General features: G+C 74.2%; 10 protein-coding genes. 4 read left to right on the top strand and 6 right to left on the bottom strand.

Annotated elements, in window-relative coordinates:
• Positions 1 to 44: 44 nt before the first annotated feature.
• Complete coding sequence (locus tag ACFY6S_RS16395; protein ID WP_388816814.1) at positions 45 to 2,180, bottom strand: HelD family protein; 2,136 nt, start codon at positions 2,178 to 2,180, stop codon at positions 45 to 47.
• Between the two features lie 470 nt (positions 2,181 to 2,650).
• On the opposite strand from ACFY6S_RS16395, the gene ACFY6S_RS16390 reads away from it, so the two are divergent.
• Both ACFY6S_RS16390 and ACFY6S_RS16385 read left to right on the top strand, forming a co-directional pair.
• Positions 2,651 to 2,809 carry a hypothetical protein gene (locus ACFY6S_RS16390; RefSeq protein WP_388816811.1) on the top strand — a complete coding sequence of 53 codons (159 nt, stop codon included), beginning with the start codon at positions 2,651 to 2,653 and terminating at the stop codon, positions 2,807 to 2,809.
• 104 nt (positions 2,810 to 2,913) lie between these two features.
• Entirely contained in the window at positions 2,914 to 4,419 is a 1,506-nt protein-coding gene (locus tag ACFY6S_RS16385) for a glycosyltransferase 87 family protein (RefSeq protein ID WP_388816808.1), read from the top strand.
• Positions 4,420 to 4,446: 27 nt separating this feature from the next.
• Here ACFY6S_RS16385 and ACFY6S_RS16380 read toward each other — a convergent pair whose 3' ends face one another.
• Positions 4,447 to 6,105, bottom strand: a complete 1,659-nt coding sequence (locus ACFY6S_RS16380; protein WP_388816805.1) for a DNA repair helicase XPB — start codon at positions 6,103 to 6,105, stop codon at positions 4,447 to 4,449.
• Positions 6,106 to 6,231: 126 nt separating this feature from the next.
• On the opposite strand from ACFY6S_RS16380, the gene ACFY6S_RS16375 reads away from it, so the two are divergent.
• Entirely contained in the window at positions 6,232 to 7,065 is an 834-nt protein-coding gene (locus tag ACFY6S_RS16375) for a VanZ family protein (protein ID WP_388816802.1), read from the top strand.
• A 47-nt stretch (positions 7,066 to 7,112) separates the two neighbouring features.
• Here the strand turns inward: ACFY6S_RS16375 and ACFY6S_RS16370 are convergent, their stop codons facing one another.
• Positions 7,113 to 9,743: a helicase C-terminal domain-containing protein gene (locus ACFY6S_RS16370; RefSeq protein ID WP_388816800.1), complete on the bottom strand. Its 2,631-nt coding sequence runs from the start codon at positions 9,741 to 9,743 to the stop codon at positions 7,113 to 7,115.
• A 264-nt stretch (positions 9,744 to 10,007) separates the two neighbouring features.
• Here ACFY6S_RS16370 and ACFY6S_RS16365 point away from each other — a divergent pair, with 264 nt between their 5' ends.
• Positions 10,008 to 11,702, top strand: a complete 1,695-nt coding sequence (locus tag ACFY6S_RS16365; RefSeq protein ID WP_388816797.1) for a hypothetical protein — start codon at positions 10,008 to 10,010, stop codon at positions 11,700 to 11,702.
• 69 nt (positions 11,703 to 11,771) lie between these two features.
• Here ACFY6S_RS16365 and ACFY6S_RS16360 read toward each other — a convergent pair whose 3' ends face one another.
• The 3 genes from ACFY6S_RS16360 to ACFY6S_RS16350 all read right to left on the bottom strand — a co-directional run bounded on the left by ACFY6S_RS16360 (position 11,772) and on the right by ACFY6S_RS16350 (position 14,448).
• Positions 11,772 to 12,176: a DUF4190 domain-containing protein gene (locus ACFY6S_RS16360; protein WP_388816794.1), complete on the bottom strand. Its 405-nt coding sequence runs from the start codon at positions 12,174 to 12,176 to the stop codon at positions 11,772 to 11,774.
• A 188-nt stretch (positions 12,177 to 12,364) separates the two neighbouring features.
• The gene (locus ACFY6S_RS16355) at positions 12,365 to 13,267 is read right to left on the bottom strand and encodes an ABC transporter ATP-binding protein (RefSeq protein WP_388816791.1); all 903 of its coding nucleotides are present in this window, start codon (positions 13,265 to 13,267) and stop codon (positions 12,365 to 12,367) included.
• Positions 13,264 to 14,448 carry a FecCD family ABC transporter permease gene (locus ACFY6S_RS16350; RefSeq protein ID WP_388816788.1) on the bottom strand — a complete coding sequence of 395 codons (1,185 nt, stop codon included), beginning with the start codon at positions 14,446 to 14,448 and terminating at the stop codon, positions 13,264 to 13,266. Before ACFY6S_RS16350 ends, ACFY6S_RS16355 begins: the two co-directional genes overlap by 4 nt.
• Positions 14,449 to 14,566 lie beyond the last annotated feature (118 nt).

Genomic DNA, 14,566 nt, shown 5'->3' with positions numbered 1-14,566 from the left:
CCGCGCCCGCTTGGGGTGTGGGGGTGCGGGGTGTGGGGGCGGTTTTACTTTTGCCCCAGTGCCTCCGGCAGCTCCTCCGCGTGCAGCACGATCAGGCCCGAGACCGCTCGGGTCAGGGCCACGTACAGCCTTCGCAGGCCCGTGCGTTCGTCCGGTTCGCCGGAGACCACCGCCGATGGTTCGTCCAGGACCACGTAGTCGTACTCCAGGCCCTTCGCCAGCGACGCCGGCACCAGGGTCAGGCGCGCCTCCGCCGTCGTCTCCTCGCCCGGGGCGAGGTACGGCAGGCCCGCCGCCGTCAGCGCCTCCGCCAGTGCCGGCATCCGGGCGTCCGCCGCGATCAGACCGGTGGAACCCTCGTGGGCGAGGGACTCCACGCACGCCTCCACGAGCGCCTTGTCCAGGTCCTCCGGGTCAGGGACCTCCCGTACGGAGAGGGAGCCGGGCGACTCGCGTACGGAGGCCACCTCCGTCAGCCCCGGCGAGATGACCGGCAGCAGCCGCGAGGCGTACGCGATGACCTCGCGCGGCACGCGGAAGCCCGCCGTCAGCTCCTCCACCGTCGCCTCCGACTTGCCGAGATGCCGCAGCGCTTCCGCCCAACTCCCCGTCGCCCAGGGCGTGGTGCCCTGTGCCAGGTCGCCCAGGACCGTCGCCGATCCGGTCGAGCAGCGGCGGCCCACCGCTCGGTACTGCATGGGGGACAGGTCCTGCGCCTCGTCCAGGACGACATGGCCCAACGAGTGCGTGCGCGTGATCAGGTCGCTCGCCTCGTCGATCAGGACCGCGTCCGCCGGGGACCACTTCACCGACCTCACGCTGCGCGCCGGCTTCGGCCACAGAACGGTCCGCTGCTCGTCGGCGGTCAGCAGACCTTCCGCGTGCGTGGCCAGGAACTCCGGGTCGGAGAGCAGCCGCAGCACCAGTTTCGCCGGGTCGACCGGCGGCCAGACCGCCTTGACGGCCGCCTTCACCGCCGGGTTGCGGGCCACCGCGTCCTGCACCCGGTCGTCCGGGGACTCGCCCGCCTCCTCCATCCGTACGAGCACGGCGTGCGCGATCCGCTGGGGCAGCGCCTCGCGTGCCGCTCCGTACCGCATGTCGCGGGCCAGCAGCTGCTGGACGATCTCCTCGACCTCGTACGCGGGCACCCGCCACCGCCGCGAGCCGCGCACGACCACGACCGGCTCGGTGGGCGTCGTGACATGGGACCGTACGGCCCGCCGCAGGACCTCCGCCATCCGGGCGTCGCCCTTGACGACGGCGGCGGGCGCCGGGTCCGTGCCGCGTATCTCGACGGCTGTGGCCACCAGACCGTCCACCGTGGACTGCTTCACGTGCATCTCGCCGAGTGCGGGCAGCACCTGCTCGATGTAGTGCAGGAAGGACGCGTTCGGCCCGACGATCAGCGTTCCGGTACGGGCCAGCCGATCGCGGTACGCGTACAGCAGATACGCCACCCGGTGCAGGCCCACGGCCGTCTTCCCGGTGCCGGGGCCGCCCTGGACGCAGATGGTGCCGCCCAGCTCGCCTCGTACGATCTCGTCCTGCTCGGGCTGGATCGTGGCGACGATGTCGCGCATCGGGCCCACGCGCGGTCGCTCGATCTCCGCCTGGAGCAGCTTGCTCGACGTGGCCGCCTCCGTCGGGTCGGAGAGGTGCTCGTCCTCGTACGCGGTGAGTTCGCCGGCCGTGTAGCCGAAGCGGCGGCGCAGCCCCACGTCCTGCGGGTCCTGCTGCGAGGCGCGGTAGAAGGGCTGGGAGACGGGGGCGCGCCAGTCGACCACCATCGGGTCGCCGTCGGCGTCGTGGACATGACGCCGGCCGATGTAGAAACGGTCTCCGTCCGTCTCCTGGGCCGCCTCGGCCCCGCCGACGCGGTGCAGATAGTCGAGCCGGCCGAAGAACAGCGGGGTGTGCGAGAGATCGGCGAGCGCTTTGACGCGCTCCTCGATCTGGGCCTCCAGGACGGCGGCGTTCACCCAGTTCGCCGTGACATCGCGGATGTCGAGGGACTGCACGTCCTCGCGCATGGCGCGCAGCGCGGCGCGGGAGGCGCTGAGATGGGCGCGTTCCTGGGCCAGGGGATCGGCGGGGCCGGCGGTGGGGGTGGAGGGGGTGGTGGGGGTGGAGGTCGGGGTGGGCGAGGGGTTCGGTGGAGCGGGGGGCGGCGCGGACACGGTAGGGCCTCCGGGGCTGGCTGTACGCACGCCGAGGCGCCGCCGGCCGTGCGGGACGGGCGGCGGGGCTGCCGTACGGCGTGGATCACGTCATGGCGGTGGCCGTCCGGTTTCCGTCCGGACGACGGCGCTCCCCAGGGGAGGCGGGCAAGGTGGGAGATTGTAGCCAGCGGGTGGCGGGCAGGCGAATGCTTTTGGGCGCGGACCTGGGGCGGACCCGCGCCGCGCCTGGGGCGGACCCGCGCCGCGCCTGGGCCGGACCCCGCGCCACGCCTGGGGCGGGCCGGGTGTCGGGGGTGGACCCGCGCCCGGGGCGGGCCGGGTGCCGGGGGTGGGACGGGGGCCGTTCCCCGTACCGTCCGGGTCATCCCCGTAGGGGACCTCTCTCGGACTGGAGAGGTATACGCCCTCACAAGAGGTTCCCACCCGAGGGCGATGTGCCGCACAGCCCCGGAAAGCACCATGGACACATGACCACAGCGACCTTCACCCCGGCGTCCACCACCACCGACTCCGCCGCCCGCCCCGTCGGCAGCGCGCTGCGCGCCGTCCGGGTCTTTCTCTCCACCATGTTCAGCGTGACCGTCATGGGGGAGTACCAGGAGGAGGCGGGCGTCAAGCGCCGTTGACGGCGCGGACGGTCGGGCATTCCTGGCCCATTGGCCCTCTTGACAGGGGCGGTTGACCTCCCACGCGTCCGGGTGCCATCGTCGGATCCACTAGGGTCGCGGCCGTGACCTTCCGGACTGTGACGCTCCGCTCACTCGCCGCAGTGGGCCTGCTCGCCCTGTCGCTGGCCGCACTTGTGGTGCTCTGCCTCGCCGGGCACGTCCCCATGGCCGACGCGCTCGTCTACCGGGCCGAGGGCGCCGCCGTCGTCGGCGGCACGGACATCTACGGTACGGACGACCCGCACCCCTACGGGCCCGACCTGAGCGGGTCCCCTTACGGGACCGGCCACTACGGCCCCCACCCCTACGGGACCGGCCACTACGGCCCCGGCGGATGGCAGCTGTCGGCCGGGTATCCGCCGTTCGCCGCGATCCTCTTCGTCCCCACCACCTGGCTGCCCGTCGGCGCCCTCAAGATCGTCCTTCTCGTGGGCAACGCCGCGCTGTTCGCCCTGCTCGTCCGGTTGTCGTGGCGCTTCGCCGGACTGCCGTCCCGGACGGGCTGCCTGCCGCGACCCGCCCCGGCCGCCGCCGCCTTCGCCCCGGCCCCCGCCACCTTCGCCGCGTTCACCGCCGCCGTCGCCGGTGGGCTCTGGCTCGAACCCGTCCTTCGGACCATGCTGTTCGGACAGATCAGCCTCGCCCTCGCCTGCCTCGTCCTGTGGGACCTGTCCCGGCCCGAGCACGCGCTCGGCAAGGGCTTCGCCCTGGGCATCGCGGCGGGCATCATCCTGACCCCGGCCGTCCTCCTCGGCCATCTGCTGCTCACCGGACGCGCAAGGGCCGGGCTGACCGCCCTGGCCGCCCTGATCGGCACCGTCCTGCTCGGCATGCTCGTACTCCCGCAGGCCAGCGGGGAGTTCTGGACACGGCATGTCTTCGAGACGGGAATCGGCCCCGACGAGGGCCGGGCGTGGGACGCCGGGTCACCCGGCAACCAGTCGCTGTACGGACTGCTCGCGCGCGTTCCTTACGCACCCGGGCCCGGCGTCTGGTGGGTGGCGGCGGGCGGGCTCACCGCCGTCGGCGGACTGTGGATCGCGCGCCGGGCCGTCGTCAGGGCCGGTTCGGAGACCTGGGGCGTACTGACCGCAGCGCTGACCGCGCTGCTCGTCGTGCCGGTCAGCTGGTCCCACCACTGGGTGTGGTGCGTACCGCTGCTCGCGGTCCTGATCGCGGAGCGCCGCTTCCGCGCCGCCTGCGCCGCCGGGCTGGTCTGGACGGCGGGCGGCCACCTGGGCATGGTCCCGCACGCGGGGGAAGCCGAGCCCCGACTGCCTTGGTGGCAGCAGCCGTTGACCTCGCTGTACGCCCTGTCCGCACTGGTCCTGCTGGCCTTGGTGGCCTGGCGTACGCGCGCCACCGTGCACGGGACCGGGAAGCCGGCGGCCCCGGTCCCGCTCCCCGCCCCGCTGGAGGATGCCAGGGACGCCGGGAGCGTGCGGGGGGACGCCGGGAGAGTGCGGAGGGAGACCGGGACGGTGCGGAGGGAGACCGGGACGGTGCGGGGGGACGCCGGGACGGTGCGGGGGGACGCCGGGACGGTGCCTTCCCGGTCCGCCCCGTAAGGGTCGGGGCCGCCCACGCGGCTGCCGTCAGGCCCCGCCCTCCGGCTCCCCCGCCAGCAGCTCGTCCGCGTCCACGATCCGGTACGCGTAGCCCTGCTCCGCCAGGAACCGCTGGCGGTGCGCCGCGAAGTCCTGGTCGATGGTGTCGCGCGCGACGACCGAGTAGAAGCGCGCCTCGTGGCCGTCCGCCTTCGGGCGCAGCACGCGCCCCAGGCGCTGCGCCTCCTCCTGGCGGGAGCCGAACGTACCCGAGACCTGGATCGCGACCGTCGCCTCCGGCAGGTCGATCGAGAAGTTCGCGACCTTCGAGACGACGAGGACGGAGATCTCGCCCTGCCGGAACGCGTCGAAGAGTTTCTCGCGCTGCGCGTTGCTGGTCTCGCCCTTGATGACGGGGGCGTCCAGATGCTCGCCCAGCTCGTCCAGCTGGTCGATGTACTGGCCGATGACCAGCGTCTGTTCGCCCTGATGCTTACGCACCAGCGCCTCCGTCACCTTCCGCTTCGTGGCGGTCGTCGCGCAGAAGCGGTACTTCTCCTCCGTCTCGGCCGTCGCGTACGCGAGACGCTCGCTGTCCGTGAGGTTGACCCGCACCTCGACGCAGTCGGCGGGCGCGATGTAGCCCTGCGCCTCGATCTCCTTCCACGGCGCGTCGAACCGCTTCGGCCCGATGAGCGAGAAGACGTCCGACTCGCGGCCGTCCTCCCGTACGAGCGTCGCGGTCAGCCCGAGCCGGCGGCGGGCCTGGAGGTCGGCGGTGAACTTGAAGACGGGCGCGGGCAGCAGATGCACCTCGTCGTACACGATCAGCCCCCAGTCGCGGGAGTCGAACAGCTCCAGGTGCGGATAGACGCCCTTGCGACGCGTCGTGAGGACCTGGTAGGTGGCGATGGTGACCGGGCGGATCTCCTTCTTCGTACCGCTGTACTCCCCGATCTCCTCCTCGGTCAGCGAGGTCCGCTTCACCAGTTCGTGCTTCCACTGCCGGGCGGAGACGGTATTGGTCACCAGGATCAGCGTGGTCGCCTTGGCCTGTGCCATGGCACCCGCCCCGACCAGCGTCTTTCCCGCGCCGCAGGGCAGTACGACGACCCCCGAGCCGCCGTGCCAGAACCCCTCGACGGCCTGCTTCTGATACGGGCGCAGCGCCCACCCGTCCTCCGCCAGCTCGATGGCGTGCGCCTCGCCGTCCACGTACCCCGCGAGGTCCTCGGCGGGCCAGCCCAGCTTGAGGAGCGTCTGCTTGATCTGACCGCGCTCGGACGGGTGCACGGCGACGGTGTCCGGGTCGATCCGGGCGCCCACCAGCGGCTGGACCTTCTTGGAGCGGAGGATCTCCTCCAGGACTGGCCGGTCGGTGGAGGTCAGCACGAGGCCGTGGGTGGGGTGCTTGGAGAGGGTGAGCCGGCCGTAGCGGGCCATGGTCTCCGCGACGTCGACGAGCAGCGCGTGCGGCACCGGATACCGGGAGAACTCCACCAGCGCGTCGACGACCTGCTCGGCGTCGTGACCGGCGGCCCTGGCGTTCCACAGGCCGAGCGGGGTGAGCCGGTAGGTGTGCATGTGCTCGGGGGCGCGCTCCAGCTCGGCGAAGGGCGCGATGGCGCGGCGGCAGGCGTCGGCCTGCTCGTGGTCGACTTCGAGGAGCAACGTTTTGTCGCTCTGGACGATGAGCGGTCCGTTCACGTACCTACATCCCTTCCACGCGGGCCAAACGTCCAGTGTCGCGCATCTCGGGACGTTCCGGTGCCCCGGCGCCGATCCGGGCCGGGCGCGCGGCGTATCCGGGCGGGCGCGGGGCAACAGGGGGCTATGACCGCTGAGACGGAACGGACCGGGCCGGCGAAGACGCCGCGCGGGCGACCAGCGAACTCCGGGCGCGGGCGGATTTCGTGGGGCAGGACCCTGCTGCGCATCCTGATCATGACGGTGGCGTTCCTCGCCCTCGCGGCGTTCGCGGCCGTGCTGGCCGAGCTGACGCTGACGCCGTCCCCCGCGTCCGTCGACGTGGCGGGCTCCAACCTCCGGGTGGGGCACTCGCTGCGGCAGTACGCGGAGGACTACACGTTTCTCGCGGCCTGCAAGCAGGTCGGCGGCAATCTGCTGATGGGGGCGCCCTTCGGGGTGATTCTCCCGCTGCTGCTGCCGCGCAGGCTGCGGATGCTGCGGGTGGTGCTGCTCACCGCGCTGGTGATGATGCTGGTGGAGATGGCCCAGGGCGCGGTCGTCGAGGGCCGGGCCTTCGACATCGACGACGTCATCCTGAACACGGGGGGCGCGCTGATCGCGTACCTGCTGGTGGGGCGGCGGCTGTCGCACCGGTTCCACATGCTGGCCGTGCCCAGGGAGACACCGGAGACACCGGCGGTACCTGCGCAGGAGGCGAACGGGCGGGGATCGGAGCCCGAGCCGGCAGGGCCGGCGGTGGCGGACCGGCCGGCAGGGAAGGCGGGCGGCAAGGCGGGCAAGGCGGCTGGCAGGGCGGGCGGGGCGCGTGGGAGCGGCGCGCTTCTGCCGAAGTCCCTTACGGGTGCGGGTGCGGGTGCCGGTGCCGCTGCGGATGCGGGTACGGGCAAGACCGCCCCCGCCCGTACCGAGTCCTGGTCGCAGCGCATGGCGCGGCTCGGGCGCGGCCGGGACCGGTGAGGCCGGTGAGACCGGTGAACGGGTGAGGGCGGGAGCCGTGCCGGGGGTCAGGCCGGGTCGTCGGCCAGTTCCGCCACGCCCGTGATGCGGTGCAGGGGGTACGTGCGGACCTCGTCCGCCGTGTGGTCGTACGCCGTGACGTAGCCGCCCTCCACCCGTACCGGCGCGATGACGCGCTGGCTGGCCGCGCCGTCCGCGTTGACGTAGCCGATCCAGACCGCCGAGCCGGTCATGGCGGCGGCCTGGACGGTCGCGAGGGTCTCGCCGGGGGTGGTGCGGGGGAGCGCGTCGTTCACGGCCGCCGCCCTCGAAGAGGCGGCGCCCGACGACGCGGGCGCCGGGACCGTGGCCTCCGGCAGCGGCTTGCGGACGACCGTCGCGGCCATGTCCCCGGCCCTGATCGCCTTCACCGCCGCGCTCAGCAGCGTCGCGTCCGGCGTCGGCGGGCCGTCCGGTACGGGAGCGGGGGCCGCCCGTGGCGGCGTGCGATGGGCGAGGGCGCGGGTGATCATGACATCGCCCTCGCTGGACTCGGCCGCCGGCGCGAACCCCATGGTGCGCAGCCCGTCGAGCAGCGCCGCCGCCTCCGTGTGCGCGGCCAGGACGGTCGGGGCCAGCCTGCGCAGCCGCATGCCCTGGGAGCGCTTGTCCGCCAGGATCTCGTCGAGCACCGCCTCGTCGTCGCACCGCACGTAAGCGGAGGCCGTGCCGACCCGCAGGTGGCCGTGTTTTCGGGCCACGTCGTCGATCAGATAGGCGAGCGGCTGCGGCACCGGCGTACGGCTGTGGGCCTTGAGGAAGTCGTGCAGGTCGGAGGCCGACCGCCCGGCGTCGAGAGCGCGTCTCACCGAACCGGGCGTGAAGCGGTAGACGGTCGCGCCGCCCTTCGACTCGACGTCCGCCGCGATCGAGAGCAGCTCGGCGAGCGGGCGCAGCAGCGGACCGGGGGCCACGGCGGTGAGGTCGGCCTGGAGCAGTACGTGGTCGAGCGGCGCGGGCAGGAGCGGCGCGAGGACCCGCGCGGCACGTGCCCCGGCCGCCGCCGAATCGGTGGCGCTACCGGCGCCCGTACCCGTAGGGGCAGGGTCACCCGTAGGAGCGGGACCACCCGTAGGAGCAGGGCCACCCGTAAGGGCCTCCGCGTCCCGCGGTGACAGCAGCGCGCGGGCGTGGGACGAGAGCGCGCCCCGACCCGTGAAGCCCAGCATCTCCGCCTCGTTCATCGTCCACGCGGCGAGCCGCGAGCGCAGGTCGTCGGGGCGCCCGCCCGCCGACGCGCCGCGCAGCGGGCGTTCCCAGCGCAGCCGGGCGAGCAGCGACTCGGGGTCGGGGGCCGTGCCCTCGGGCAGCGTCGCGAGGAGTTCCAGGATGCGGCGCCGCACCTCGGGCGCCGGTCCCCGGTCCAGGTCGGGGCCGAGCACGGCGAGCGTGCGGCCCTTGCTGTCCTGACTGCCGACCAGCCCGGCCGTACGGGTCGCCGCCAGCCAGGCGGTGGCGAGCCGCGCCCACCGCTCGGGGGCGGGCAGCTCCTGCCAGTCGTCGTAAGCGGGCGTCGGCGCGTACCGTTCGTCCGTCTGCCCGTCCGGTGCCAACAGCCCTGCCGCGTAGGACAGTTCGATCCAGAAGGCAGCGACGGGCTCGGTGACGTCCAGCGCGGCGGCGGTCCGCTTCAGGTCGCGGACGGACAGGCCCCCGGCCCGCAGGACGTTCGGCCCGCCCTCGTTCCAGTCCTTGGCCAGCTCCTCCACGGTGGCGAGCGCCGTGTACGCCTGCGCCGCCGCCGTGCTGTCCACCACCTGCGGACGGCTCGACCCCGCCGACCCCGCCGACCCGGTCGTCTCGGCGCGCGGCGCCACCGCCGGCGCCACCGGCTCCGGCCTGCGGTGCGCGCGCCCCGCGCGCAGATGCAGGGCCGCCTCGCGCGGCAGGACGACGGTACGGGCGGTCGCCGGCAGCAGCAGCCCCCGGTCGCGCAGCCAGCGCACCGGCGGGGTGGGACTCGCCGTCACCTCCCCGTACGGCGGCCCCCACACCAGCCGGTCCAGCACCGACAGCGCCTCCATCGGTGCCGTGTCCAGCAGCGCCGCCATCCGCGTCCTGTCGGTGAACAGCGCGGTGATCGAGGAGACCGCCGAGACCGGGTCATGGGTGGAGGGCAGCCCCGCCGAGACCAGGATCTCCTGGAGCCGGCCCGGCGACATGCCCGCCGTGGCCTCCGCGACGGTCGGCCCGAGACCGGTGGGCGAGGGGTGGCTCGGGGAGGGCGCGAGCAGCTCACGGGCGGTACGGACCAGCCGCAGCCGGTCGTTCCCGCCCCAGATCAGCGCCTGGTCCCGCAGGGTCTCCACGGCGGCCGGCAGCGCCGCCTCGATCCGCTCGTCGCCCTCGTCGCCGGTCAGCAGCGCGCGCAGCGCGTCGTACGGCGCGGGCTCAGGCGCGACGGCCAGCGCCTCCGCCGTCTGGAGCGTGAACCGGTCGAGCCGCTCCAGCGCCCGCACCACCGAGGCGCGGGTGCCGGCCCTGGTCGCCAGCTGGGACAGGTCGTTGGGTACGGGGCTGAGCAGATCGGGCCGGGCGCGCAGGAGGGCGGTGAGCGAACGGTCACCCCGGGTGCGCAGCGCCTCCGCGAGCGTGCGCGGTGGCGTACTGCCGGTCCCCTCTGGAACTCCTTCAGGCACGTGCGCCTCCTGCTCGGGCTTCGCGGATCCCCATCCGTTCCACGTTAGCCCGTCCGTCGATCAGGGAGTGGGAGAAGCCGCGGCCGACGGCCACCGGGTCGGATCTGGCCCCGAGCCGGACGCGGCCGGCCGCGTACGGCAGGTAGGTACTGGACGTACGAGGATGACTCCGCCAGCATCGCGTGCGAGTGGCCGTCGTGACGGCGGGCACATGGGTGGCGGTGCGGCATTGCCGCTGGTGCGCGCTGGTGCGGGGAGGACTGCGTGGGGATCGAGAGCGATCAGCTCGTGTACGACTATCTGAGCCGGGTCGGGGACGCGGCGCAGCAGCAACAGCTGCCCTCCGGGGACCGGATGCGGCTCGTCTCGACGCTGCGGAACGAGATCGACCGCCAGCGCGGCAAGTACGCGACCGACAGCCCGGCGGCCGTGCGCCGCATCCTGGGGCGGCTGGGCGAACCGGCGGCGCTGGTACGGGCGGCAGTCGAGCACGGCGGGGCCGAGGGCGTGACGGCGGCGGTACAGGCCGTACCGGAGCAGCGGGCGCGGCCGATGGGAGCGGGGATAAAGGGGCTCATGGGGGCGGTGGGCACCATGGGCGGAAAAGGAAGCAGGGGAAGCGGGGGAAGCGGGGGAAACAAGGGCGGTAAGGGAAGCAAGGGCGGCGAGAGGAGCAGGGGGAGCCACGGGGGCAGGGGGAGCCACGGGGGCAGGGGGAGTCAAGAGGGCAGGGGGAGCCAGGAGGCGCCCGAGGGCGGCAGGCCGGCCCCGGAGCGCGCCGGCCCCATGGTCCCCGTACCCGCCGAGGAGTCGTGGGAGCCGCCCACCGGCGCCCCCGCACCGCCGGAGAGGCCCCGGGAGGCTGAGGGGGCGCGGGAGGCTGCCGAGGAGTCGTCGGCTCAGCAGCGGCCGGTGGATGCCCGGAAGCCGCAGGTGCCGGATGTGCCGCAGGTGCCGCAGGTGCCGCTGGAGGTGTGGGAGGCGCGGGAAACGCCAGGGGCACTGGAGTCGGCGGAGTCACCGGGGTCGGCGGAGTCACCGGAGGCGTCGGCGCCGCTTCGGTCGTCCGGGGCGCCGAGCCTGGACAAGCCGGAGCGCCCCGACCGGGGTGAAGGTCCCGTCAGGCCCCGGCCGCCGGACCCCATCCCGGCCCCCGCTCCGGATTCCGTCCCGGATTCCTTCCCGGATTCCGTCCCGGGTTCCGGTCCTGCCCCCGACTGGTGGCGGATCGAAGCGGGACCGTTCGGTGAGCCGGCGCGCGGTCCGGGGCACGGCACCGGGTTCGTGGGCGGCATCGAGATCCCCGAGATCCTCCAGGCGCCGCCGAAGCAGGACGCCGAGAAGGGCGCGGAGGGCGCCAAGGGCGCCGGGGGCGCGGCGGCGGGCGGCGCGGGGAAGGACCCGGCGGCGCGCACCGCGTCCGCGAACGGGCGGCGCGTGACGAAGCCCGCCGAGCCGGGCGAGGCCGGGGAAGCCGTCGAACCCGTCGAACCCGTGGCGGGCAAGGGCACGGGGACGGGGACGGGCGAGGCGACGGGCGTGGTCGGCGAGGGCCGTCGCCGCCGGCGGTTGCCGCGCCTGGTGCCGGGCCGCCGCGCCGACAAGCCCGCCATGGGGTTCTCCAGCCCGCTCCTCATGCTGGCGGCGGCGCTCCTCGTCGCGGGCGCCTTCCTCGGTTCGTGGCTGGCGCTGGGCGGCGGCTGGCTCCTCGCGTACGCCTCCCGCACCCTCTCGCGCGCCGAGGCCAAGTGGGCGGTCTTCGGCCTGCCGGGTGTCGCGGCGGCGGGCGGTCTGCTCTGGATCTGGGGCCGCCTGGACGGCCGTTGGGGCGAGGCGATCCCCAAGGACGGCCTGGCGGAGGTCCTCACCGGGGTGTGGCCGGTGGTGCTCCGTACGGCTGCGGTGTCGTCGGCGCTGTATCTCGTGTGGCGGGCCCGGCGGAAGCGGGTACCCAGGTAGCAGCCCCGGGTACCGCCCTCGCCCCTGCCGGGACGCCCCCTCCGGGCCGGTGCACGCCGTCCTGCCGGGTCAGTTCACGCTGTCCTTGAAGTCGTCCTGGCACTTCTGCTGTTCGGCCTGGGTGTCCGCGCTCTGGAGGCAGTCCCGCAGATCGGTGAACTCCTCACTCTTCAGGAACGACATCCCCAGCACGATGAGCAGCCCGGAGACGAGGAGCGCGAGCGCGCCGATGACAGCGCCGATCAGCGACATCGTGCCGTTCGTCGCCTCCCCGCGTCGGCCGCGCAGGAAGCCGATGACGCCGAAGACGATCGCCAGCAGGCCGAGCACGATCCCGCCGATGACCGTCCAGAACAGCAGCAGACCGACCAGCCCCACCACCAGCGCGGCGATACCGAGGCCGTTGCGGGGAGCCGGGCCCCCGTACGGATCGGCCCCCGGGTAGCCGTAGTTCTGTCCATGTGCCGATGCCATAGCGCTGTTCCCGCCCTCTGCCGGATTGGCCCCCGGTGCGGAACCGGGGCAGGGGCCGTCCGCCCCCTGGCCCCCTCCTACCCAGGCAACGACGGTGAACGCCCCTGACAGGGACGAGGGTTGCCCCCAGGGTCCCGCCGGTCCTACGGGCCTTACGGGTCCTACGGGCCTTACGGGTCCTACGGGTCCTACGGGGCGAGGCTGCCCCTACGGGGTCCGTCACCCGTGCGGTCGGCCCGGTCCGTACGGTCGGCGCGGTCCGTGCGGTCCGTGCGGTCCGTGCGGTCCGTGCGGTCCGGGCGGTCCGGGCTGTACGGCGCCCCCGGCACCACCAGCGGCGAGCCCGTCACCGGGTCGGGGATCACCACCGACTCCAGACCGAAGACCTCCCGCACCAGCTCCCGCGTCACCACCTCGGACGGCGCTCCCTCCGCGACGACGCGGCCCGCCTTCATCGCGACGAGGTGATCCGCGTACCGGGCCGCCTGGTTGAGGTCGTGCAGGACGATCACGACCGTACGGCCCTGCTCGTGGTTGAGCCGGCGGACCAGATCGAGCACCTCCACCTGGTGGGCGATGTCGAGGAACGTCGTCGGCTCGTCCAGGAGCAGCAGCTCCGTCTCCTGCGCGAGGGCCATCGCGATCCATACGCGCTGGCGCTGGCCGCCCGACAGCTCGTCCACCGGGCGGTCGGCGAGCGCGGTCACATCCGTACGCGCCATCGCCTCCGTCACGGCGCGCTCGTCCTCGTCCGACCACTGCTGCCACCAGCGCTGATGCGGCTGACGGCCGCGCGACACCAGGTCAGCGACCGTGATCGCCTCCGGCGCCACGGGTGACTGCGGCAGCAGACCGATCGACCGCGCGACGCGCCGCGTCGGCGTCCGCGCCAGCTCCGTACCGTCCAGCAGGACGGAGCCGCCCTTCGGCGCCAGCAGCCGCCCCAGCGCGCGCAGGGTGGTCGACTTGCCGCAGGCGTTCGGGCCGACGATCACCGACACCCGGCCGTCGGGGACGGCGAGGTCCAGTTCGTGGACGACCGTACGGTCCTCGTACCCGAGCGTCAGCTCCCGGGCGACCAGTCTGCTCACGCTGTGCCTCCCGCGCCGGTGCCCGCGGCGCGCCCGCGGATGATCAGCCAGATCAGATACGGGGCGCCCACCGCCGCCGTCAGTACGCCCACCGGGAGTTCCGTCGGCGCCAGCAGCCGTCGCGCCAGCAGATCCGCGAGGACGACGATCACCGCCCCCAGCAACGCCGAGCACAGCAGCGGGATCTGCGCGGTACGGGTCAACCGCCGGGCGATCTGCGGGGCGAGCAGCGCCACGAAGTCCACCGGTCCCGCCGCTCCCGTCGCGACCGAGGCCAGCACCACCCCCAGCAGCACCAGCCCGAGCCGCACGCGGCCGAGCCGGACCCCGAGCGCGGTCGCGGTGTCGTCGTCCAGCGAGACGGTGCGCTGCGCGTACGCGGCCCACGCCACCGCCGGGACCAGCGCCGTCAGCACCCAGCCGAGCGGCGCGGCCGACTCCCAGCCCCGGCCGCCCAGCGAGCCGGTCATCCACACCTGGGCCTGCTGCGCCACGAAGGGGTCGCCCTTGGTGAGGAGGAGGGTGGTGACCGAGCGCAGCGCGACCGCGAAGCCGATGCCGATGAGCACGAAGCGCGTGGCGTGCAGGCCGCCGCGCCACGCGAAGACGTACACGAGCGCCGCCGCCGCGAGACCGCCGGCGACGGACAGATACGGCAGCGCGGAGGAGGACGTGACCCCGAACGTCATCGCGCCGACCGTGAGCGCGCCCGCGCCCTGGCTGATGCCGATGATGTCGGGACTGGCCAGCGGGTTGCGGGCGACGGTCTGGATCAGCCCGCCCGCGACCCCGAACGCCAGACCGGTCAGCAGCCCGACGACCATGCGCGGCAACCGCAGCGTGCCCACGACGAATTGCTGCGACGACTCCCGCCCGAGCAGCACCCGCAGCACCTCGGAAGGCGCCACGAAGCTCTCACCGACGCACAGATACGCGACACAGACCACGCCGAGCCCGAGCCCGAGCCCGGCGGCCACGGCCGCCGCCCGCCGGTGCAGCAGGAACGTGGCGCGCCCGCCGCCGAGCCGCAGGCGCGCGTAGCCGGCCGGCCGGATGCCGTGGCGGCCGGCCGTCGTGCCGGGCGGGCCGCTCGTGCCGCTCGTGCCGGGCGGCCCGCTCGTGCCGGGAGCGCTTCCCGTACCGGGGCCCTCGCGCACCCCCGTACGGTCGCTCGACCCCATAAGGTCGCCCACCCCCGGACCGCCGCCCACCCCCGGACCGCCGCCCACCCCCGGACCGCCGCCCACCCCCGGACCGCCGCCCACCCCCGGACCGCCGCCCACCCCCGGACCGCCACTC

The sequence above is a fragment of the Streptomyces sp. NPDC012835 genome, from assembly GCF_042900885.1.
Classification (GTDB): domain Bacteria; phylum Actinomycetota; class Actinomycetes; order Streptomycetales; family Streptomycetaceae; genus Streptomyces.
The sequence above is the reverse complement of the archived record's forward strand: the minus strand, read 5'-3'. Positions and strand labels throughout refer to the sequence as shown.

Excerpts from the sequence above, each read along its gene's own strand:
- ACFY6S_RS16390 (WP_388816811.1), top strand. The coding sequence starts at position 2,651 with ATGACCACAGCGACCTTCACCCCGGCGTCCACCACCACCGACTCCGCC.
- ACFY6S_RS16375 (WP_388816802.1), top strand. The coding sequence starts at position 6,232 with ATGACCGCTGAGACGGAACGGACCGGGCCGGCGAAGACGCCGCGCGGG.
- ACFY6S_RS16360 (WP_388816794.1), bottom strand. The coding sequence starts at position 12,176 with ATGGCATCGGCACATGGACAGAACTACGGCTACCCGGGGGCCGATCCG.
- ACFY6S_RS16350 (WP_388816788.1), bottom strand. The coding sequence starts at position 14,448 with ATGGGGTCGAGCGACCGTACGGGGGTGCGCGAGGGCCCCGGTACGGGA.